At 40.2% G+C, this 21,594-nt stretch carries 19 protein-coding genes; 7 read left to right on the top strand and 12 right to left on the bottom strand.

Annotated elements, in window-relative coordinates; all coding sequences use genetic code 11:
• Nucleotides 1-3: 3 nt before the first annotated feature.
• Nucleotides 4-1,614 carry a phosphoethanolamine transferase family protein gene (locus ACYQ3L_RS23010; RefSeq protein WP_379993566.1) on the top strand — a complete coding sequence of 537 codons (1,611 nt, stop codon included), beginning with the start codon at nt 4-6 and terminating at the stop codon, nt 1,612-1,614.
• Between the two features lie 307 nt (nt 1,615-1,921).
• Here ACYQ3L_RS23010 and ACYQ3L_RS23005 read toward each other — a convergent pair whose 3' ends face one another.
• A complete protein-coding gene (locus ACYQ3L_RS23005) occupies nt 1,922-4,135 on the bottom strand; it encodes a RelA/SpoT family protein (protein WP_379993567.1) in 2,214 nt (737 codons plus the stop codon).
• 485 nt (nt 4,136-4,620) lie between these two features.
• On the opposite strand from ACYQ3L_RS23005, the gene ACYQ3L_RS23000 reads away from it, so the two are divergent.
• The 5 genes from ACYQ3L_RS23000 to ACYQ3L_RS22980 all read left to right on the top strand — a co-directional run bounded on the left by ACYQ3L_RS23000 (nt 4,621) and on the right by ACYQ3L_RS22980 (nt 11,049).
• Nucleotides 4,621-5,232, top strand: coding sequence for a hypothetical protein (locus tag ACYQ3L_RS23000; protein WP_379993568.1), 612 nt, complete (start codon nt 4,621-4,623; stop codon nt 5,230-5,232).
• A gap of 88 nt (nt 5,233-5,320) precedes the next feature.
• Nucleotides 5,321-6,418, top strand: a complete 1,098-nt coding sequence (locus tag ACYQ3L_RS22995; protein ID WP_379993569.1) for a glycosyltransferase family protein — start codon at nt 5,321-5,323, stop codon at nt 6,416-6,418.
• A gap of 108 nt (nt 6,419-6,526) precedes the next feature.
• Nucleotides 6,527-6,961, top strand: a complete 435-nt coding sequence (locus ACYQ3L_RS22990; RefSeq protein WP_459952486.1) for a hypothetical protein — start codon at nt 6,527-6,529, stop codon at nt 6,959-6,961.
• Nucleotides 6,962-7,076: 115 nt separating this feature from the next.
• Nucleotides 7,077-8,033: a helix-turn-helix domain-containing protein gene (locus tag ACYQ3L_RS22985; RefSeq protein ID WP_379993571.1), complete on the top strand. Its 957-nt coding sequence runs from the start codon at nt 7,077-7,079 to the stop codon at nt 8,031-8,033.
• A 1,129-nt stretch (nt 8,034-9,162) separates the two neighbouring features.
• On the top strand, nt 9,163-11,049 hold the full coding sequence (locus ACYQ3L_RS22980; RefSeq protein WP_379993572.1) for a hypothetical protein: 1,887 nt from the start codon (nt 9,163-9,165) through the stop codon (nt 11,047-11,049).
• 150 nt (nt 11,050-11,199) lie between these two features.
• Here ACYQ3L_RS22980 and groL read toward each other — a convergent pair whose 3' ends face one another.
• The 8 genes from groL to glsA form a co-directional block, all read right to left on the bottom strand.
• Nucleotides 11,200-12,831, bottom strand: a complete 1,632-nt coding sequence (gene groL, locus ACYQ3L_RS22975; protein ID WP_006801181.1) for a chaperonin GroEL — start codon at nt 12,829-12,831, stop codon at nt 11,200-11,202.
• 125 nt (nt 12,832-12,956) lie between these two features.
• Complete coding sequence (locus tag ACYQ3L_RS22970) at nt 12,957-13,226, bottom strand: co-chaperone GroES (RefSeq protein ID WP_291112430.1); 270 nt, start codon at nt 13,224-13,226, stop codon at nt 12,957-12,959.
• Nucleotides 13,227-14,040: 814 nt separating this feature from the next.
• On the bottom strand, nt 14,041-15,411 hold the full coding sequence (locus ACYQ3L_RS22965; RefSeq protein ID WP_379993573.1) for an MFS transporter: 1,371 nt from the start codon (nt 15,409-15,411) through the stop codon (nt 14,041-14,043).
• A 92-nt stretch (nt 15,412-15,503) separates the two neighbouring features.
• A complete protein-coding gene (locus ACYQ3L_RS22960; protein ID WP_379993574.1) occupies nt 15,504-16,655 on the bottom strand; it encodes a sensor histidine kinase in 1,152 nt (383 codons plus the stop codon).
• A 58-nt stretch (nt 16,656-16,713) separates the two neighbouring features.
• Nucleotides 16,714-17,292, bottom strand: coding sequence for a Maf-like protein (locus tag ACYQ3L_RS22955; RefSeq protein ID WP_379993575.1), 579 nt, complete (start codon nt 17,290-17,292; stop codon nt 16,714-16,716).
• Entirely contained in the window at nt 17,293-17,757 is a 465-nt protein-coding gene (locus ACYQ3L_RS22950; protein WP_379993576.1) for a methylated-DNA--[protein]-cysteine S-methyltransferase, read from the bottom strand.
• Nucleotides 17,705-18,769, bottom strand: coding sequence for a glycine N(alpha)-acyltransferase GlsB (glsB, locus tag ACYQ3L_RS22945; RefSeq protein WP_379993577.1), 1,065 nt, complete (start codon nt 18,767-18,769; stop codon nt 17,705-17,707). Before glsB ends, ACYQ3L_RS22950 begins: the two co-directional genes overlap by 53 nt.
• Nucleotides 18,770-18,775: 6 nt before the next feature.
• The gene (glsA, locus tag ACYQ3L_RS22940) at nt 18,776-19,606 is read right to left on the bottom strand and encodes a lyso-glycine lipid O-acyltransferase GlsA (RefSeq protein ID WP_379993578.1); all 831 of its coding nucleotides are present in this window, start codon (nt 19,604-19,606) and stop codon (nt 18,776-18,778) included.
• A 147-nt stretch (nt 19,607-19,753) separates the two neighbouring features.
• On the opposite strand from glsA, the gene trxA reads away from it, so the two are divergent.
• Nucleotides 19,754-20,191, top strand: coding sequence for a thioredoxin (gene trxA, locus ACYQ3L_RS22935; RefSeq protein ID WP_379993579.1), 438 nt, complete (start codon nt 19,754-19,756; stop codon nt 20,189-20,191).
• On the opposite strand, the gene ACYQ3L_RS22930 is transcribed toward trxA, so the two are convergent.
• The 3 genes from ACYQ3L_RS22930 to ACYQ3L_RS22920 form a co-directional block, all read right to left on the bottom strand.
• Nucleotides 20,184-20,681 carry a CvpA family protein gene (locus ACYQ3L_RS22930; protein ID WP_379993580.1) on the bottom strand — a complete coding sequence of 166 codons (498 nt, stop codon included), beginning with the start codon at nt 20,679-20,681 and terminating at the stop codon, nt 20,184-20,186. The two genes, trxA and ACYQ3L_RS22930, sit on opposite strands and share 8 nt — an antisense overlap.
• Before the next feature lie 174 nt (nt 20,682-20,855).
• Entirely contained in the window at nt 20,856-21,008 is a 153-nt protein-coding gene (gene rpmH, locus ACYQ3L_RS22925) for a 50S ribosomal protein L34 (protein ID WP_081852563.1), read from the bottom strand.
• 83 nt (nt 21,009-21,091) lie between these two features.
• Entirely contained in the window at nt 21,092-21,592 is a 501-nt protein-coding gene (locus tag ACYQ3L_RS22920) for a dihydrofolate reductase (RefSeq protein WP_379993581.1), read from the bottom strand.
• Nucleotides 21,593-21,594 lie beyond the last annotated feature (2 nt).

The raw sequence follows: 21,594 nt of genomic DNA, 5'->3' as shown, positions 1-21,594 counted from the left end.
AGAATGTCGAAATCCGTTGATTATATAAAACAGGCAGGCAACTTTCTTTACAAATATAAGTTTACCATCCTCTGTCTTGCTTACTTCTGTACAATATCCGTTCTGGCGTTGTACATAGTCAGCAAGCCCGCATTAATCAATGCATTATCGTTCATCCTTGTTCTCAACATCCTGGCTAAGACCAGATATACCCTGTGGCTGTCACTCATACTGTCCGTCATCGTTTCATTCGATGCCTACTTTGCCTTTGTCTATTCCAATCAGATGTCGATAGGCACAATGGCCTCCGTACTGGAGACAAATGCCTCGGAAGCATTCGGCGTAATGTCTGAAGCCATATTCGCCGCTTTGGGATGTCTGGCTGCAAGCACTTTCCTTATACTGATGTCGCAGCGGGAACTGAAAGAAAGCAAATTTCCACGAAAGATATCCGTCATCCTGTTACTCGGTTACTGGATTATAATAATGCCCGCTATCTGTTACTGGAAAGTAAAATCCCTGAAATGGGAGAATTTTATAGAGACATTTCCGGTAATCGGGACCAATGCCGTTATCGCAGCCAACTTTCCGCTTGTTTACATCGATATTTCCACGTTCATCGCGTACCAGCACGAGAGGTACCAGATGAAACAGTTCCTGAGACTGGAGAAACGGATGCCTGCCGGAATCACTTTCGACGAAAGTAAAGATAGCCCGGAAAAGATATTCTTCATCATAGGAGAAAGTGCTTCCCGGTCACACTATTCGCTTTATGGCTACAAAGAAAAGACCAGTCCTTTTTTCGATAGCCTGGCTTTAGTTCAACCGAAAGTTCTGGATTACTACAATGCCTATTCTCCCGCATCCATTACCCGTGACGCCCTGCGTATTATCCTTTCATTCTCCACACCAAACGATATAAAGCCATTCTTCGAGAATTTCAGTATCATCGACATGGCCAATAAGGCGGGATACGAGACTATATGGCTCTCCAACCAGGATAAGCTGGGCGAAAGCGACAGTTACATCGGCTTCGTGTCGGCAAACGCATCTCAGTCGATGTACGAAAAAGCCATTATAAGGGAAGACTTTACGCTGCTCGACCATCTGAAAGAAACATATAGTCCGGATAAAAAACAGTTCTTCGTCATCCATCTCAATGGCAGCCATGTACCATATGGCGAGCGTTACGATGATGTGGATGAAAGAGCACTGCCCGGCAGCAAGACCAAAACCAGAGAATATGACCGTTCAATCCACCATACCGACAGGCTGCTGCGTTCTATCTATCAGATAATGAAGCGAAACAACTCGTCTGTCCTTTATTATTTCTCCGACCATGCCGAACTGGTAGAAGGTGGAGGACACGGAGTCCTGGTAATGGACCACAACCTGTTCGATACACCGCTGGTGACTATCAACAATAGTCCTGTTCCTGTCGATTCCATTGTGAGGCGGTATGCAGACCCTGACACTTCACTGATAAACAGTTCGAACAGTATATTCATCATCTCCGAAATAATGGGCTATAATGTATCCGACGAAAATGTGAAAAAAGCGGTGGAAGACGGAAAATATATTTTTCATGTGGATAAAAATGCTTACTTGTATAAAGATTTACTACTGGATCAGTAAACAGTCGGCAGTAAATAACCTGTAACTGTTAAAAGGTAACAAAGGTAACACTTGTTTCAGTTAACAGTAAACAGTCATCAGTTAACAACTTGTATCTCGTATCTTGTTTACTCGTATCTTGTTTACTTGTAACTCGTAACTGCCCAAAGGGCGAAGTAACTCGTAACTGCTTTAATCAATACTTCAAAGAGCTCTAAGCTAACAGCTAAAGGCTGAAGCCTCTTGTTATATAGATAAAGTTCTTTCAAAAAAGTAGGGACGAATTTCGATTCGCCCCTACAATATATATCATTCTCTCCCTAAAACCTCAACTCAACCGGCTCACTTCTTTTACCCCTTTCACTGTTTTGAGTTTCTTTATCAGGCCATTCAGCATATCCGTATTATTCAGCATTACGGATATACTTCCATGAAAGAGCCCGTCGTTGGAATCGATGCTGATAGAACGCATACTGATGCCCGACTCCTTGGAGATTATGGACGTCAGGTTATTGATAATACCGATGTCATCGTTTCCTATCACGCGAAGTGTAACCGTATAAGTAGAACCCGATTTTCCCGACCATCGGGCAGGGATAACCCTGTATGCGAAACGTGAAAACATATCGTGAGCATTCGGACAGTTCTTGCGGTGTATTTTTATCCCCTGCGAAGACACAAAGCCGAATATATCATCCCCATAAATGGGATTACAACACCTGGCCAGCTTATAATCCACACCTGTAAGATTTTTGTCGAGTATAAGTTCCTCTTTGCTTAACGTCTCCTTTGCTATTTCCAGATTCTGAGGAACATAATTCTCCGCGCTGACCGCCTCATGCTTATCATGCTGTTCGGTTTCTTTTTTCTCCAGCTCTACGTACTGATCTATCACCGAATTCACATCGAGGCTTTCTTCCGCTATCTTTATATAAAAATCGGTAATGGTCTTAAAGCCGAGCTTCTTTATCATCCGCATCATTATCGACTCGTTGATTTCTATCTTACGATTCTTGACACGGCGTTTGAGCATTTCCTTCGCTATCTCCACCTGTTTGTTGGCCTCTTCTTTCAGGCTCTGACGAATCTTATTCTTCGCTTTGGAGGTAGTGACAAAGTTCAGCCAGTCCTGTTTCGGCGACTGGTTGGGAGAAGTAACTATTTCTATCTGGTCCCCGTTCTTGAGCTTATGGCGGATAGATACATTCTTTCCATTCACTTTTCCCGATACACAGGTAGAACCTATACGGGAGTGGATGGCAAAGGCAAAATCGAGGATGGTAGCCCCATATGGCAGCTTATGCAAATCACCTTTGGGCGTGAATACATAAATCTCCTCATCGTAAAGATCCAATTTGAAATTCTCAAGTTTCTCTCCCGAATCCAGGTTCTTATTCTCCAGCATTTCCCTGAGGCTGGTCAGCCAGTCATCCATCTTCGACTGGCTTTTCACTCCCTTATATTTCCAGTGGGCAGCAAGTCCGCGCTCGGCTATTTCATCCATTCTCTTAGTCCGGATCTGCACCTCTACCCAGCGTGATTCGGGCCCCATAACTGTGGTGTGCAATGATTCGTAACCATTACTTTTCGGGATGGATAGCCAGTCTTTGAGCCGTTTCGGATTAGGTGTGTACATATCCGTCACAATGGAGTAAACCTGCCAGCATTCGGCCTTTTCCTTTTCCATCTCCGAGTTAAGGATGATACGGATAGCAAAGAGGTCGTAAATAGATTCGAAGTCTATCTTCTGCTTCTTCAGCTTATTATTGATGGACGAAATGGATTTCACCCGTCCTTTTATGTCATATTTCAGCCCTGTTTCCTTCAGTTTGGCATCTATGGGCTGAATAAATTCCGCGATGTATTTATCACGGGCATCCTTACTCTCACTCAATTTGCTGAGGATATAATCATAAGCTTCACGGTCGGTATATTTCAGGTAAAGGTCTTCGAGTTCGGTCTTTATATTATACAGCCCCAGTTTATGAGCCAAAGGAGTATACAGATACGAAACTTCTATGGCAAGTTTTAAACGATACTGTTCGCTGTACTTCTCGGCACATCTTATTTTATGCAGGCGGCTGGCAATCTTGATAAGGATTACCCGCATATCTTCGGCTAATGAGATCAGCAATTTTATATAATTGTCCGAAGCCATCGCCGATTCGTTCATCTCCAGCGCGTTTACCTTTATCAGCCCGGTAACGATATCGGCGATATCCTGACCGAAAAGTTTTTTCACCTCAGCATCTGTAATTATTTTATGAACAACCGGGCGGTAAAGGATCAGCGCTATTATGGAGGCGCTCTTCAGTCCCAGTTCTTCCATCAGTATGATGCTCGTACTTACAGTAAGATCTGTTATGCTGCCTATCTTTTCATCCTTTTGATAGACGTTTTCCGACATGGCCCTCTTCACCACCGAGCGAAGTTTTTTCAGTTCTTCGGCCGTAAGGTTTGCCGTCAGGCCCTTCACCAGTCTCTTAAACTTGGAATAGGTCAGTCCATCTGCATTATATGTAGGGTTATTGTTATTATCCATTGCTTCGTGCTGCTTATATCTGTTTAAAGGGATAATACATTATTCTTGATAATCGGGTATAAAATTAATTCTTTTCTGATAGTATAACGCCTTTTTTGGGCGGATGTTTTCATTTTTCTCAATTTGGTTAGCATTAAGCAACAGAAAATCAGGCAAAGCATATTAAGTAAATGATAATAATAATTATTGTCGCCTTTGTCATTTTGAACGAAGTGAAAAATCTCTTGTGTAATAAGGAACGAGATTCTTCGTTTCACTCAGAAACAACGTTCGGCAGAGCGAAGCGGAGCCAATGACAAACGAGAATATACAACATTATATTCTTTTTACTACTTAACTTTGTCATACAACAAATAAGAGTTGTGAAAGGAAATTAATTTAATATAACAATCCTGCAAAAAAAGGAAGCAAAATCAAGATAGAACTATACTTAAGGCTATTTTTGTATAGAATTAATTATTATTTGAAAACAAAGCAATTACAATATGAAACCGAATGATTACGCAAAACTCGAAAAAGATTATAGTTTCAAAAAAAACTATCTGAATAGCACCCTATGGTGGAAAAACATACTCATGGTACCACCTGTATGCCTCCTCTTTGTCGGATTAGCCGGCATACTGTACTTATTTAATCTCGACAAACTCGTATCCTGGTATATTATTCCATACCTGTTACTCTTTGTTGTAGGCACCATATTGCTAAAAGCGATAAAGAAGCATATACAAAAAACAGCAATCAACAAACCGGATTCTTTCCTGATCTGCCTGGCCAAGCCTATCGGGGGGAAAGACGGATATACCTATGCCGCATTTGTAAAAGACAGCCACAGGCATAACAAATATTATATTGCAGACGAAATAAAGGATATATATACAGATGATATTTTAAACAATCATAATGAACCCTTCAGGAAAAAGACAGTGCTTATCCATAACGATGAAACCGGTTCCGGTCTATATATAAGGGCATTTCCCAACAGGGATATGAACCGGCGGTGTCCGGCATGGCGCGAAGATGAACTCATCCCTGTATTGTATATCAATGATAAATACACGTTTATCATCAAAAAGAAAGATCTGGTAATCGCCGGTTAGTTATCAGATCTCCCGAAAACTCATAACCTATAATTTATAACTCATAACTAAAATCCCTATCTTTGCATCTAAATATAATACAAACTATATGAAGATTCTTTTGATAGGCGAATACAGCCGTGCACATCTCACTCTGGCTGAAGGATTACGGTCTTTAGGACATGAGGTACTGACAGCTTCGGATGGCGACGGGTTTAAAAACTATCCGCGCGATGTGGACCTGAGCCGGAAGAGTTCGGGAGTGACAGATACTCTTTCCAGTATGCTATCTGTACTTAGCAAGTTCGGGGAGTTTAAAGGATATGATGTCGTGCAACTAATAAACCCCTGCTTCACTACCCAGAATGTACGGATCAACGATTACCTGTATAAGAAACTGAAAAAGAACAACAAGAAAGTCTTTATGGGTGCTTTCGGCGATGACTCGTATTGGGTAAACGCCTGTCTGGGAAACAAGATATTCGACTATTCCGAATTTTTTGTCGATGGCAAAGCTATCAATGTCGATTTCAATCAACGGTTCATAGATAAATGGATAGGCACGCCGCTCGAAGCATTTAACCGCAGGCTGGCAAAGGATGTGGATGGGATTGCAGCCTGCCTGTATGAATATTACAAAGCATATGAACCTTTCTTCCCCGATAAGCTGAGATATATCCCCTTGCCGATGAACATTTCGGAAATAGAATTTCAGCCGATACCCGAAGAGCCCGAAAAAGTAAACTTCTTTATCGGAATCAACAAAGTACGTGAGAAGTTTAAAGGTACCGATGTGATGGAGAAGGCACTGGCCAGAATCAAAGACAAGTACCCGGATAAAGTAATCGTTACGCGGGTCGAATCTGTCAGCTATGATGTATATCAGCAACTGATGTCGCAGGCACACGTGGTACTCGACCAGCTATATTCGCACACCCCGGCGATGAACGCCTTATTGGCAATGGCCCAGGGAAAAGTTGTTGTAGGCGGAGGAGAGCCATATATCTATGATTTATACGGCGACACATCCAATCAGCCGATTGTAAATGTACATCCGCACGAAGACGATGTGTTCGATAAACTGGAATGGCTGGTATTGAACAAAAAGGATATTCCGGAAATATCGGGAAAGAGCCGCCAATTTGTTGAAACAAATCATGACTATGTGACAGTGGCAAAGAAATACCTGGATTTCTGGAGGTTATAAAATTGCAACAGAGTATCGTCCACTTAGCAGATGCCTGATACATCGAATAATATTTTTTTAACATTTTCGTTCAAAAACTTGTTTAATATTCTTTTTGAATGTATTTTTATGGAATATTCTCTAGATATAAAGACAAAAATGTCATATTTTTTACAATATATAACACACTGTACACCATTTTTTCTTCCTGAAAATTTGGCTGTTAGCTATATCTTGTTAGAGAGAGAGAGAGAGAGAGAGAGAGAGAGAGAGAGAGAGAGAGAGAGAGAGAGAGAGAGAGAGAGAGAGAGCACACACACACACACAAGTGTAAGTGCCAATCCAAGTTTTTTCCCAAATATCCAACTTTGCGAATCCTTTAAGATTCGTCCGGCATTTTCATATCTATACTTTACACATATAATACACGCACGCATAATGTGTGCATATACGCGTATATTAGCCATTCCGGCCACAAAAAACAAAAAAATCGGATATAAAAATTCAATGTATTCAAAGAAGCCTGCGCTTTGTCATTTATTGTCTTCGATAAATTTATCATGAATTTTTTAGGTTCCTCTTTACCATGTACTGCGAAACTCTATTGTATAAAAAATAAGGACATAGTCTATAATTTTAATTCAGTATTTTATATATTTACCTCGGAATCGAAACTAGCATGAACAACGAATTACAAGAACAGGATATAATAAGAAAGAAGGTATGCATCTGGTATTTATATATTATAGTAATGATATTATCCGTTTTTACTGTATTTTATATAAAGGAAGATATCAACCCCTTGAAAAATTTGTTTTTAATATATGGGATAGTACATATACCCCTGATTTTCTTTGCTTATAGGTTTAATTACGGATTATTAAAATACTTTGTACTGGTCTATATAGTCTACCATTCTTTCTTCCTTTACGCCAACGCATTGTTTTACTGGCTTTTTGGACAGACAACTGCATTTATATGGTTCTTGATTATACCGGTGGCGGCAATGATATTTTTCCAGAGGAAAGTAGTAATCCTTTTTAGTATTTATGCTTTCGCGCTTATATGCTCTGTTTTTATCGTAGTACCTTTTATCCCTGAGGGATACTGTCAGCGCCCTACCGATCATCAGCTGATGCTTGTAAATATCCTGACTATTGTTATAAGTATATGTTGCATTTGTTTTTTTTTATATTATCTGAATCTGATAAATCTGATAAAAGAATTGCAGTTAAGCAAGTATAGAATAAGAGACGAAAAAATAACAACGGATACGGACAATATTAAATTCGAAAATCTGTACATCAACATTCTGAATTATTTTTCCGAGAAAAAACCATATTGTAATCCCAATTTCACGATTGTACAGTTAGCAGAAGATCTTAATAGTAACGTAAAATATATATCAAAGATTATTATAATAAAAGAAAAGGTAAATTTCAGCATTTTTCTGAATAAATATAGAATTAATCTGGTAAAAGAACTGATAGCAATGAACTATCATAACAAATATACTATCAGGCATATATATACCTCCGCAGGTTTCAGGCATCAGGCAACCTTCAATAAAGTATTTAAAAATATAGAAGGAATTACCCCTTCCGAATATATAAAAAGGAACAATACAAAGTGGTGACCTTAACAGGCCTGTCCCTGAGAAGTGAATATGGCAGACAAAATGACACTGAAAAGTTTATTAAATAATATAAATACTATTAAGCCCCTCTTTGGGAAAAGTTACGGATATTAGTATAATTCTGGTATTGCTATGTCTTAAAAAAGCTTTAGTCAAACTCTCTTTTGACTAAAGCTTTTTCTTTTCCCGTAATAATACCCATACATGACAAAAAATTTATATTGTCTAGTCCGCAGGTTTCCAAATAATCTTTTCCGTGGTACTGCCCAATGCTATTAAGTTGAGCTTTTTCTTAGTTTTCCCAGGTACTACATAAACAATATGCAATTCCTTTTTAAACTTATATAAATACATATAAATCAGCCAATACGTATATTTTAGTGGCTATTCGAATTGTATTATTTTTCCGAAATCCACTGCTTTATTTATATTTTATTTGTATTATATTTCACCACAAAATATCTTTAGATAAAAATTATGCAAAATACTACTTACTAAGAAACAATTTCTTTCATTTAGATTCATGTACTACCTACTACCCTGTGAAAGCACCGGGTAATAAAATAAGTACACAAACTCTAACGAAATTAATTTAAAAGATTATGAAAATACAACTAGCAATTTTATTTGTGTGTTTCCTGCTCATACTACCAGGAAACGCAAACCTATCCGCCCAGGTGACAATAGGGGCAAAAGGTCCTCCCGGGAACGGAGTTTTACCGGATCTTAAAGAAAAAGATGTCACAGAAATACATTTTGTCACATTTTTCCCTGTCTTTTTATTTTTGTATAAATTTTGACAAATACCTATTTGACAACAGACGTGAATTGTCAAAAAATAACCCATATTCATAAGTGATTATTCTACTTTTGTTCCGAAAATAACATGTATCAGGTTGCAACATCATTTATTCCCTGTACTACCGATAGCTGTTTTTCAGGAGTGGTCATTATAATATTTTGCTATTTACGACATTTAAATTGTCGTTTACGATATTTTATTATCGACAACTACCCCCCTCTATACTTTAACTTTGTAAAGTATTATTGATGATATTTTGGATTCATATATAATTATAACATATAAGGCACATAAACAAGGCTTTATTAATTACAAACTAAACAAACAATGAGAAAAACAAACACTAACTTTATAAAACGGAAGATAAAAGATATACTTCTGTTGATCGTATTACTATTTAGCTTAACCATTACCACACATGCCCAAGTAACAATAGGAGCAGGAACTCCTCCCGAGAAAGGGGCATTATTGGATCTTAAAGAAAGAGATGCCACTAGTCCGACACAGGATATCACCAGTCTGGAAAATTCTACAAAAGGAGTCCTGCATCCAAAGGTTTTCCTTCACGACGCAGCAAAACTGACTCCTCTGTATGGCGGCTCCGACGATGGCTCCGGAGTATGGTCCGACGAATCCACAGCCGAAGAGAAGCTGAAAGCGACGGGGATGGTCGTTTATAACGTCAACCCTGACGCAATCAATATGGATGAAGGCTTATATATGTGGCAGATAGATGAATGGGTGAAATTGAATCAGGACGGAGCGGCAATTATCCAGCCTGTAAACTGTTCCGCTATCCGGATAAACGGTTCCTACATAGAAGGAGTACCTGCCAACAATAACAACTATCTGGAAATAGACCTGACTGTAACCAAAAAAGGTTCTTTCGTTATTTCAGTCTTGTCCGGCAACGGCTATAGTTTTTATTACACAGGGGTAGCTTTGGAAACAGGGACATTAACAGTTAAAGTACCCGCACAGGGAACACCGGCTTTGGTACAAACGGATAGATTGACATTCAGTGGAATAAGTCTGGTTTCCGGTTGTGAGCCGGAAATAACGGTACAGGAAATGGTTGCCGCCTATACGATGGTCTGCTCATCGGCTGTGGTACAAGGTCAATTTTTCAAGGGCCAGGCTTTAACAGCTTCGAATAAAATAAGAATGAATATCAATGTATCTCAACCGGGCTCATATAATATTTATACGGAAACGAAAAATGGCATCAGTTTTAGGGCTTCAGGATCATTTGCCGCTACAGGAACACAAACCGTAGAATTGCTGGGTACCGGAATCCCTACCATAAATGAAGACTTTCAGGTCGTAATAAAAGCAAATACATCGCTGGGTTCTGCGGAATGTTCCGTCTTGATTCCTATCATATTGCCGGATATGACCTATGCGATAATAGGCAGCGGAGTTTGGTCCTGGGCTGCAACACCAAGAACAAATGCTCTATCGAATACGGGTTCCGCCAGCTTTAGCCCTGATGGCCTCGTAAGGATAAAAAGTTTTAAACAATTATGGAGTACTACCAGTACATCCACCGCTACAACTAATCTAACCAACGGCATAAATGGTGGTAAATATCCTGATGTTGTTTTATACTTCGCATATGGTGCGGATCCGACATCTGCATTAACTACGGCACTTCTTAATTATATCAATGCGGGAGGTTGTGTAATATATGGTTCCTCTGATAATACAGCCACTGCTGTCAATACATTGATGAGTGGTCTTTTTGGAATATCACCGGCTCAGAATCAAACAGGAGGAGGGGATGATAATGTATATCCAATAGCAAATAATTCTTCTGATCCTATCATAAACGGGCCATTCGGTAATCTTGCGGGAATGTATTGGGGTGAGGATAATACTTCTAATTACTCTATTGTAATGTCTTCTTTGCCTCCAAACTCCGTACAAATTTGTACAGCGCAGTCCACGTCAAAACCCGGTATAGATCCCGTCATATCAATTGTATGGTACAATAATAGTAAAAACTTTGTATATTTTGGGGATAGTACAGGGGCCAGTGCCAGTGATACAAGTACCGGTGCATATCCTGCAATTTACAGGAACAACTTGCCTGCATCTAAACTTTATGGGCCTGGCAGTACCAACAACCGTTATGTTTATAATGCGGCTTTAGAACTAAATGCAGTGGTATTTATGATTCGAAAGGCGGCGGTTAGCGGAATTAATCCTTATTAATTAGTATAAGCAGAATATGGATCAGGTCGTATCTACTGCCGGAAGTGCCCTCTTTGGCGCAAGCCTGCAAGAGTAAACCTTATAAAAGCGAAAGCGGACAATTCTTTGAATTGTCCGCTTTACTTTTAATGGTATGTTAGATTGGATTGATTACATCATTCCTCCCATTCCACCGCCCATTGGAGGCATTGGAGCAGGGTTTTCTTCTTTCTTATCCGCGATGATGCATTCCGTAGTAAGGAACATACCCGCGATAGACGCCGCGTTTTCAAGAGCGACACGAGCCACTTTGGCAGGATCGATTACTCCGGCTGCATTCAGATTTTCATAAACATCCGTACGTGCATTGTAACCGTAATCTCCTTTACCTTCACGTATTTTCTGAACTACGACAGCTCCTTCTTTTCCGCTGTTAGCTACAATCTGACGAAGAGGTTCCTCGATAGCGCGTTTTACGATTTCGATACCTGTAGTTTCATCTTCATTTTCGCCCTTCATGTTTTCAAGAGCATCGATAGCACGGATGTAAGCTACACCACCTCCCGGTACTGTACCTTCTTCGATAGCGGCACGGGTTGCGGAAAGAGCATCGTCGACACGGTCTTTCTTTTCCTTCATTTCCACTTCAGAAGCAGCGCCAACATAAAGGACAGCTACACCACCTGCCAATTTAGCAAGACGTTCCTGTAGTTTTTCCTTATCGTAATCCGATGTTGTTTTCTCCATCTGTGAACGGATCTGGCCTACACGTGCGGCGATAGCTTCTTTTGCACCGGCTCCGTTTACGATAGTAGTATTGTCCTTGTTGATAGTAATCTTATCAGCAGTACCAAGCATATCGAGAGTAGCAGCTTCCAGAGAAAGACCTCTTTCTTCTGTGATCACTGTACCTCCTGTAAGGATAGCGATATCTTCCAGCATTTCCTTGCGGCGGTCTCCGAAGCCCGGAGCTTTAACGGCAGCTATTTTCAAGCCTGCGCGAAGACGGTTTACTACTAATGTGGTCAAAGCCTCTGAATCGATATCTTCAGCAATGATAAGCAGTGAACGGCCCGATTTAAGAGCAGCTTCAAGTATTGGAAGGATATCTTTCAATACAGAAATCTTCTTATCGTGGATCAGTATATACGGGTTTTCAAGGTCAGCTTCCATTTTCTCTGTATCAGTTACAAAGTAAGGAGAAATATAACCTCTGTCGAATTGCATACCTTCTACTACGTCAACGTATGTTTCGGTACCTTTTGCTTCTTCAACTGTGATAACGCCTTCTTTTTTCACTTTACCCATAGCTTCAGCAATCAGCTTACCGATGGTTTCATCGCCGTTTGCAGAAATTTTAGCTACGTTCTCTATTTTTTGCAGGTCATCGCCTACTGTTACCGATTGCGCTTTGATGTTCTCAACAACTTTAACCACGGCTTTATCGATGCCACGTTTCAAATCCATTGGATTTGCTCCTGCGGTAACGTTTTTAAGGCCTACGCTAACGATTGACTGTGCCAATACTGTAGCAGTAGTTGTTCCGTCACCGGCATCGTCGTTTGTTTTAGAAGCTACTTCTTTTACAAGTTGTGCTCCCATGTTCTGGAATGGTTCTTCCAGTTCTATTTCTTTAGCAACAGTTACACCGTCCTTTGTAATGTGAGGCGCGCCGAATTTCTTATCCAGAATGACATTACGGCCTTTAGGCCCAAGTGTTACTTTTACAGCATTAGCCAATGCATCAACACCTTTTTTGAGCTCGTCGCGAGCATCTATATTAAATTTGATTTCTTTTGCCATTGTATTTTTGAGTTACGAGTTACGAATTACGAGTTACGAGTTTCTTTTTATTGAAATTGTAAATCGCAGTCTATAACTCTATTGTTAAATTAATATTTTTGTTTTCCTTGTAACTTGTAACTTTTTTAGATAATTGCAAGAATATCAGACTGACGCATGATCAGGTAAACTTCGCCTTCCAGTTCTATTTCTGTTCCGGCATATTTACCATAAAGCACATTGTCTTTTGGTTTTACCACCATATCTTCGTCCTTTGTTCCATTTCCTACGGCAATTACTTCGCCTTTAAGCGGTTTTTCTTTTGCAGTATCAGGAATAATGATACCTCCCACACTTTTTTCTTCTGCAGCGGCCGGTTTTACAAGCACTCTGTCTGCTAATGGTTTAATACTCATGATTCTTTAAGATTTTAAATTGTTATATATTAAATTTTAAATATTTTCTGATTAGAGATAAGCGAAATGCGTGCCAAAGTATATTTCTGTCAAAAAAGCAGGATAAGGAACGTGTGAAAACTGACAAGTAGTCATTTACTGTTCGCAGCCATGAATTAAGCAAATGATAAGATTTATTGTCGTATTTGTCATGCTGAGAAACGAAGCATCTCGTGCCTCTTTTTAGGGTCGGGATCCTTCCCTACGGTCAGGATGACATGCGACAGTAAATATTTTAGACTACATATATATATCAGTTAATGGTGAACAGTCAGCAGTGACCAACTAGTAACTGTTAAAAAGTAACAAAGGTAACAGATATATCAGTTAACAGTAAACAGTTAGCAGTAAACAGTTAACAACTTGTATCAACTCCGCTCGCGCAGACGTCCCGTCTGTGTGTTGCGTAGCAAACATTTTTGCCCTGTCAACAAGACACGGACTGGAAGTCCGCGCCAGCGGGGGTACTACTCGTTAAAAGGTAACAAACGTAACAGTTTTTTAGCCTTTGTGCCCTTTGTGATTTTCTTCGTGTACTTAGTGGTTAAAACTCTTTACCACAAGGGACACAAAGATTTACACAAAGAACACTATATAAAAAGTAACAAAGGTAACAGAAATATCAGTTAACAGTAAACAGTCATCAGTTAACAACTTGTATCTCGTAACTGCCCGAAGGGCGAAGTAACTTGTAACTGCTTTAATCAGCACTTCAAAGAACGATAAGCTAACAGCTATTAGCCGTTAGCTTACATATAGATAAAGTAATTTATTATTATTCAGTCTCCGGATTCAGTTTCTTTTTATCCAGATTTTTTACCACCCGCCCATATATAACAAGTGCGATGGCAGAGACCATACCGATTCCGACAAAGACATACCATATATAATGCGCGTTTACTGTAGCTGCGGCATATTCTACCTGCGATGCAAATGCCTTAGGGTCCGGACAGTACTTTTCCAATAAGAAGCCTGACAGTCCGAATGCAAAGAGGTATGAAAAGAATGAGTGTAAGTGACTAAATCCTAAATAAAGGCCTTCTTCCCCTTTTGGCGACTGTAATGAGAAATATTCCAAAAAGCGTGGAGATATAAAACACTCTGCCAATGCCTGCATGGCAATACCCACTATCATCATAAAGGCAACAGGGTGCAATCCCATTACATAATCAGTCCCGATCTGGTTGCCAAACGACATTACCAATGCCGAGAACGGTATAATCAGCATCCCTATAGTCATTGAAGTGAGAGCAGTACGCCTTTTCATAAATGAGGTGACAAAGTTGACACATACAAATACCACCAACGGATTCACATTGGCATACCAACCCGGGGAAGCTCCTTCGCCGATCATACGGATCACATACTTAGGCATAGTCGCATACATCTGGCTCTGAATCATCCAGAAACCGCTAATAATGAGTATCAATGCTATCAGACGTCCGTTCTGACAAACTTTCCACAGGGCTTTTCCTATCTCGGCAAAACTTTTCCCTTTACCTTCGGTTTTTACCGATTTATAGAAAAAGAAAACCGCGATCAAAGCAAAAAGGGTCATTGACGCGGAAAAGAAATTAAGGTATACAAGCCCTTCATCACCCATGCTTCTGCGTAGCGGGTCAACAACGGTTTTACCCGTAAATGCCCCGATATTTACCATCATATAAAAGATGGCATATCCGCGTGCACGGTTTTCCGATGTAGTCTCACGCGCCACCGTCCCCGAAATAACAGCCTTTATAAATGCTCCGCCTATAACGATAAGCACCAGAATGGGAGCGATACTCCAACGCAGATAACTTGTTTCAAGGCCGGTGAAAGTAGCTGTCATCCCGTAACTTACCAGTCCCGCACTCTCCAGCATGGTAGGCAAGAGGCCCAAGCCTCCATAACCAACTGTCAACAAGGTAAATGCAAGTATAATGGATGAACGGAAGCCTATTTTATCTGCATATGCTCCGGCAAAAGTGGGAAGGAAGTATAGCATTGCTGAAAATATACCCGAAATGATACCGGCTTCGATATCAGAGAATCCCCAAACATTGGATAAATAAAGGGTGATTACAATAAATACGGCATAATACGCCAGCCGTTCGAGCAGTTCGACGGAATTGGCAACCCAAAAGGCCCTTGAAAATTTAGTCATTAGATTTGATAGAATTGTTAAAATTTAAACGAATTGTCACAAAAATAAGAAAATAATCCTGTTTACAAAGGTTCTGAACTTTACGGAACATGTTAATTAGACCTTTTTAACTCAATACAGAAGGTCGTGCCTACACCTATTTCCGAAGACTTCACATAGATTTTCCCCTTGTGATACGATTCTATGATACGCTTTGCCAGAGACAGCCCCAGTCCCCACCCTCTTTTCTTTGTAGTAAATCCCGGACTGAAGATAGTTCTGAACTTTGATTTCGGAATACCTTTTCCCGTATCCCGTATATCCAGACTTATTATTTTACCTTTATCGGACAATGTGTAAATGATCTCACCCTGTCCCTCCATCGCATCCACCGCGTTCTTTGTCAGATTCTCTATCACCCAGCTTAATAAAGGCCCGCTTACATTCGCATAAAGAGGAGTAGCGGACAGATGAAGTTCAAAGATAACTTTTTTCGAGATTCGCTTTTCGAGATAGGTTATAGACTGAGTTACGATCTCATTTATATCCTTTCGTTCCAAAGATGGCGCAGAGCCTATTTTCGAGAACCTGTCCGTTATCATTTGCAGGCGGTTCACATCTTTCTCCATATCCGGCAAGATGGAGCGGTCGGCATTTTTTAATTTCAGATACTCCAGCCACGCCAGCAATGATGATATCGGCGTTCCTAACTGATGCGCCGTTTCTTTCGACAGGCCTACCCAAAGGCGGTCCTGTTCCATCCTCATCGTAGTAAACAATGCAAAAAAGGCAGTTATCATAAATATGATCAGTACGCTTACCTGAACATACGGATATAATTGCAACCGCTTTAGTGTATATGAATCGTCATAATATACATATTGGTCAAAATCCTCAACTTCGATAACAATAGGTCCATGCCTCTTTTCAAAAGTCCGGGACTGCTGTCTCAGAAACTCCTGCTCACCGGTCTCGGGAAGTTCTATATTTGTGGAAGTATAGTAGTTGTCTTTTCTATCGTATAAAATAACGGGAATAGTCGTATTGCTTTTCAGAATCTGTATTACCAGGTTCATATTCAGGTTTTCGTTATTGCTGGCCATCTCTTTGGTAGCCTCAGCCCAGATTTCTATCTTATTGCGCTCTTCTTTCGACAGGTCTTTTACCAGGTAATGAGAGACAACAAGCGACCCGAAAGCTATTATTATAGCCACTATAATAAGGATGTACCGCAATAAGAGCTTATTGTTCTCAAATATTTTCATGCAATAAAGATAATTGTTTTATTCCTTAACGCATTTTCGAAGTAAAAAATATTGATTATCAGATTTTCTTCAGTTCCTGATACAAGCGTTGTATGGGTAATCCCATAATATTGAAATAAGACCCCGATATATATTCCACGGCGATATAACCGATCCATTCCTGCACGCCATATGCACCGGCTTTATCCAAGGGTTTATATTTAGTCACATAGTATTCTATTTCATCTTCTTCGAGCCGTGCAAATCTCACTTCGGATGAAATGCCGAATGCTCTCTGTTTCTCTTTTATAGTAATACAAACGCCTGTTACCACCGAATGCGTCTTACCCGAAAGATCGCGGAGCATTTGTTTGGCATCCTCCTCATCGAGTGGTTTGCCATATACCTTTCCACCGAGGAGAACGATTGTATCGGCTGTGATAAGAAGCGTGTTATCTTCCATACAGGCCCTGTACGCGTTTGCTTTTTCCTTTGCGATGTAGATAGCGATATCTTCTCCGCGCAGATTATCGGGATACGATTCGTCTATATCCGGTAATGTTTTTATTTCGTAAGCAATATCCAGCCCTGAAAGAAGTTCCTTCCTGCGGGGAGAATTGGAAGCGAGTATGATTTTATATTTAGATAAGTCAAGCATTCAGAATAAGTTTTTTTGCCGGCTTTCCAGTTCCAGCAGTTTCCTTTTCACCTCAAGGCCGTAGGCATATCCGCCCAGCTTCCCGCCTTCGTTCACTACCCGGTGGCAAGGAACGATTATGGCTATATTGTTTTTTCCATTGGCGGAGCCGACAGCGCGGCACCCTTTCGGAGAGCCTATGCTTATTGCTTCTTGCTTATAGGAGACGGTTTCCCCGTAAGGAATCGTATTCAGGTAGTCCCAGGCTTTTTGCTGAAAGGCAGTTCCTTCCTGAGCCAAAGGTAAGTCGAAGATTTCCCGCTCACCGGCAAAGTATTCTTTCAGTTGCTTTATAGCCTCAGCGAGAACGGGAACTAAGATAGTATCCGTTTGTTTCATTTCTGAGACAATCCGCAGAGCTGAAATAAAACCGTTAGTCTCTTCTATTTCTATTGCTCCGACGGGAGATTGTAAAAAAGCCTTCATTTTTTTTCTTCGGTTTATCTTCGTATTTCGACCAGCTCCAGTTTATCATCTGGCGCAGGCGTTTAAGGAAACGCTTCGATGGTTTGTCTCTCAGATACGATTCTATGTGGCGTTTCTTCTTTTCTTCCAGTATTTCATCCACATTGATAAGTATGCCCGTTTCCTCCACATTGCCAAAAGTATCGTTCACGGCCGTACCGAACACTTTCATCTGGGGCGAAAGGCTCATATAGGCATTTACCAGTGGCGGAATGTTAAGCCCTAACCTGCGGACAGATGTATTTAAGATTTTATAATCAGCCTTGAATGTATCCTCATCGAACAAACGTATAAGCTTCTTTTCATCTGTTTCTATCCGAAGCGCCTGCTTTGGCCAAACCAACCTATCAGGATCGGGGAAATACTTTCCCAGAAAATAAAGGATCATATCGCGGGCCTGAGTATTATAGGTATCGTACATGGTCACTTTCCCGAAAAAATATTTCATGGACGGGTCAGCCACAGACAATGCCCCTAATCCGTCCCAAAGATTATCGAGAGCGAATATACCTTTCGAACCTGCAAGAGTGGACTGATATTCCAGTGTGACGAACGAACGGCCCAGTTCGAACGTATAAGGCAGGTATTCTTTTATAAACTTCCTGGAGAAATGAAACAGGTGGGAGGTCGCCAGTACCGGCTCGCCATTATCATCGAAACAAATATCCGGCCCGCAGATAAAACGGTATCCTCCTATTATTTCTTCTGCTTCCGGATTCCATACGATCAATTGCTTGTACGGATTGTCCATTGTATCATACTCGTCAATATCGGTAGACAATCCTGTTCCTCCCCCGTAATAACGGAATGCGATCTCACGCAGACGGCCTATTTCCAGCATCACATTAGGCGAATTGTGATGTGTGATTATATAAATCTCGTTATTCGCCTTATTGGTATGCCTCAGAAGTTTATCCTTCGTCAATTCGGCTTTTAAGAGACTTTTATCTATTGGTGAGATGATTTTTTCCATCTAATATTATCTGTTTGATTTCGCTAACTTATACACTTCATCTTTCACATATCCGGCCCATTGTGAAGCATTCTTCGAATTATTGAACGTTGAATACGGAATTGGCTCGCCAAATGTAATAGAAAAACTTGTACCTTTATTCTTAAACATTTCGTCGGGCAAAAGTATCAATTCCACATTGAACTTTAACCCTAACCGCTTTCTTATATTTGCAAATCTATAAAAGAAATTTGAATTTTTCCCATCAAAGTAGACAGGAACAACATCTCTCCTGGATTCAATGGCTTTCAGTATAAAATTCTTTTGCCACGGCAAATCGTATATCTTTCCCCTTTCCCTGCGTGAACATAAGCCCGCCGGAAAAGTGACAATCTGATTATCGGAGTCATAAGCTTCATTTAATGTATGAGTTGCCTGCTTCGACTGCCTGCCGTATTTATTAACCGGAAGAAAAATCGGTTGCAGATTCCTGATGAAATACAATACATCATTTACCACATACTTTATCTTCTTATTGTACTTTTCACCGATAACTGCCGAGAGGCAAATACCGTCGAGCCCTCCGAGCGGATGATTGGATGTAAATATAAAACGCCCACCTTCCGGAATATTCTCCAGACCGTTCACCTCCAGTGTAAGATTGAAATAGCCGACCACAGCCTGCATAAAATCGACACCTTCCTTATCTGCATATATCCTGAGTATTTCATTTAACTCATCGATATGAACCTTACGCTTCAGATAATTTATAATAAAGCGTGGTATTTTATTATAAATTTTCGGAGCTTTTTCTTCCAGTACTTTATCTAAATCCAGTATAAGTGGTTCTTGAGCCATTTCTGAAAAATCATATGAATCACAAAATTAATTGATTTTGAGTTATTATTACTTCAAAAAATCAATAAATAGTCATAACTGATATGTTTTAATTGATTTTACCTATTATATTTGTGTTCTTATTACAAAATATATAATAATAGAATAATGAAAAACAGAATATTATTTTCTATTCTCAGCATCGCATTACTAGGCATATTCACCCTGACAAGTATCGATGTATCGGCGGAAGCTAAAGATGAACCGAAAGGAAAATCGCCTGTCGTAACATTATCCGCATCAAATTATGAGAGTGAAACTTCCAAAGGGCTCGTCTTTGTAGACTTCTGGGCAGCATGGTGTGGCCCTTGCCGCCGCATGGCTCCAATCTTGGATGAAATTGCTACGGAATACAAGGATTCTGTCAAGATAGGCAAGGTAAATGTAGACAATTACAAGAAATTCTCGATAGACAAGGGTATACAGGCACTGCCTACCATAGTCGTTTACAAAGATGGAAAAGAAGTAGACCGTATTATGGGACTGGTATCGAAAGAGAAACTGGTGGAAGTAATAAAGGAATATTCAGCAAAGAAAGCTAACTGATCCAGTCGAAACGCAGGTACGGGATCACAGCCTTTGCTATTTCAGTTACAAGAGGATAGGTATGGGATCTCTCCCGCACGTCCTCTTTTATTATGCGCTTATGCTGGTCAAATTTGGCAACAAGGTTCAAAACAATACTGAATACCACAATCCATTTAGCTGCACAGAACACAGCTCCTGTCAATCTGTTCAATATAGTCATTTTCAACGCGTCCACGAAAGATTCCAAAAGCTTTCCGGCAAAGAACAATGCAACCAATATCGCTATAAATGCCACAATATAGGAAAGCGGACCTATAATATGAGGCGAACCATCGATCAGATTAATAAGCCGGGGGGCAATGTATTCCGATAATTTCCCTGCAAAGACTGCGCCCAATATAATCCCCGCGAGAGAAGCGATTTGCATCACCAATCCCGAAAAGAATCCTTTTATCAGCGTTACCAATACGAGAATTACAACTACCAGATCAAACCAGTTCAACTCCATAACATGCACTTATAAACAACAAAAGTAAGAATTAATACTAATTCTTACTTTGTTTGCCTGAGCAAAATATCTTTTTACAAGCTAAGGCCGCAGATCTGTTTATTGCTTTCGCATCTGCAACAGCAATAGTCAGTTGCGTTCAGAATGCTGCATTAAATGCATTTCCTCACTTAATTACTTGCTGTATTCGTCTGAAACTGAAAGCTTAGCTCTACCTTTGGCCCTGCGGGCTGCAAGCACTCTACGTCCGTTTGCTGTAGCCATTCTTGAGCGAAAACCATGTTTGTTTTTTCTCTTTCTGTTTGATGGTTGAAAAGTTCTTTTCATCGCTATATATATTTTCTGTTATTATTTCTTTGTTCAGTTTCGGGTTGCAAAAATAGGATGTTTATTTAATATAAGCAAGGATATTAACGTTTTATTTTCTCGAAAGTTATAAAACTATATGCATATTTATGCTTCTCATCCATAGGATGATCTTCCTTCGATACTTCCATCCACAACTCCGGATCAATCCGGGGAAAGAAAGTGTCGGCATCTCCGAACCGGTGATGAATACGGGTCAGATACAATTTGTCCGCTACATTTACAACTTCGTTATATACAGAACCGCCGCCAATAAAGAAAATTTCAGGTTCATCTTTGCACAACTCAACAGCTTCTTCGACAGAAGAACACATCTCGCATCTGTCGAAATGCAAATCCTTATTCCTGGTAATTACAATATTCCGCCTGTTGGGCAGAGCCCCTTTAGGCAATGACTCGAATGTTTTCCGCCCCATTATCACAGGGTGGCCATCTGTTACTTTTTTGAAATACTTCAAGTCGTTAGGCAGATGACAAAGGAGGTTATTATCCTTGCCTATCGCATTCCCTTCATCCGTTGCTACTATAATCGATTTTACTGTCATAT

Source organism: Dysgonomonas termitidis, assembly GCF_054657735.1.
This window is presented reverse-complemented; position numbering and strand designations above follow the sequence as displayed.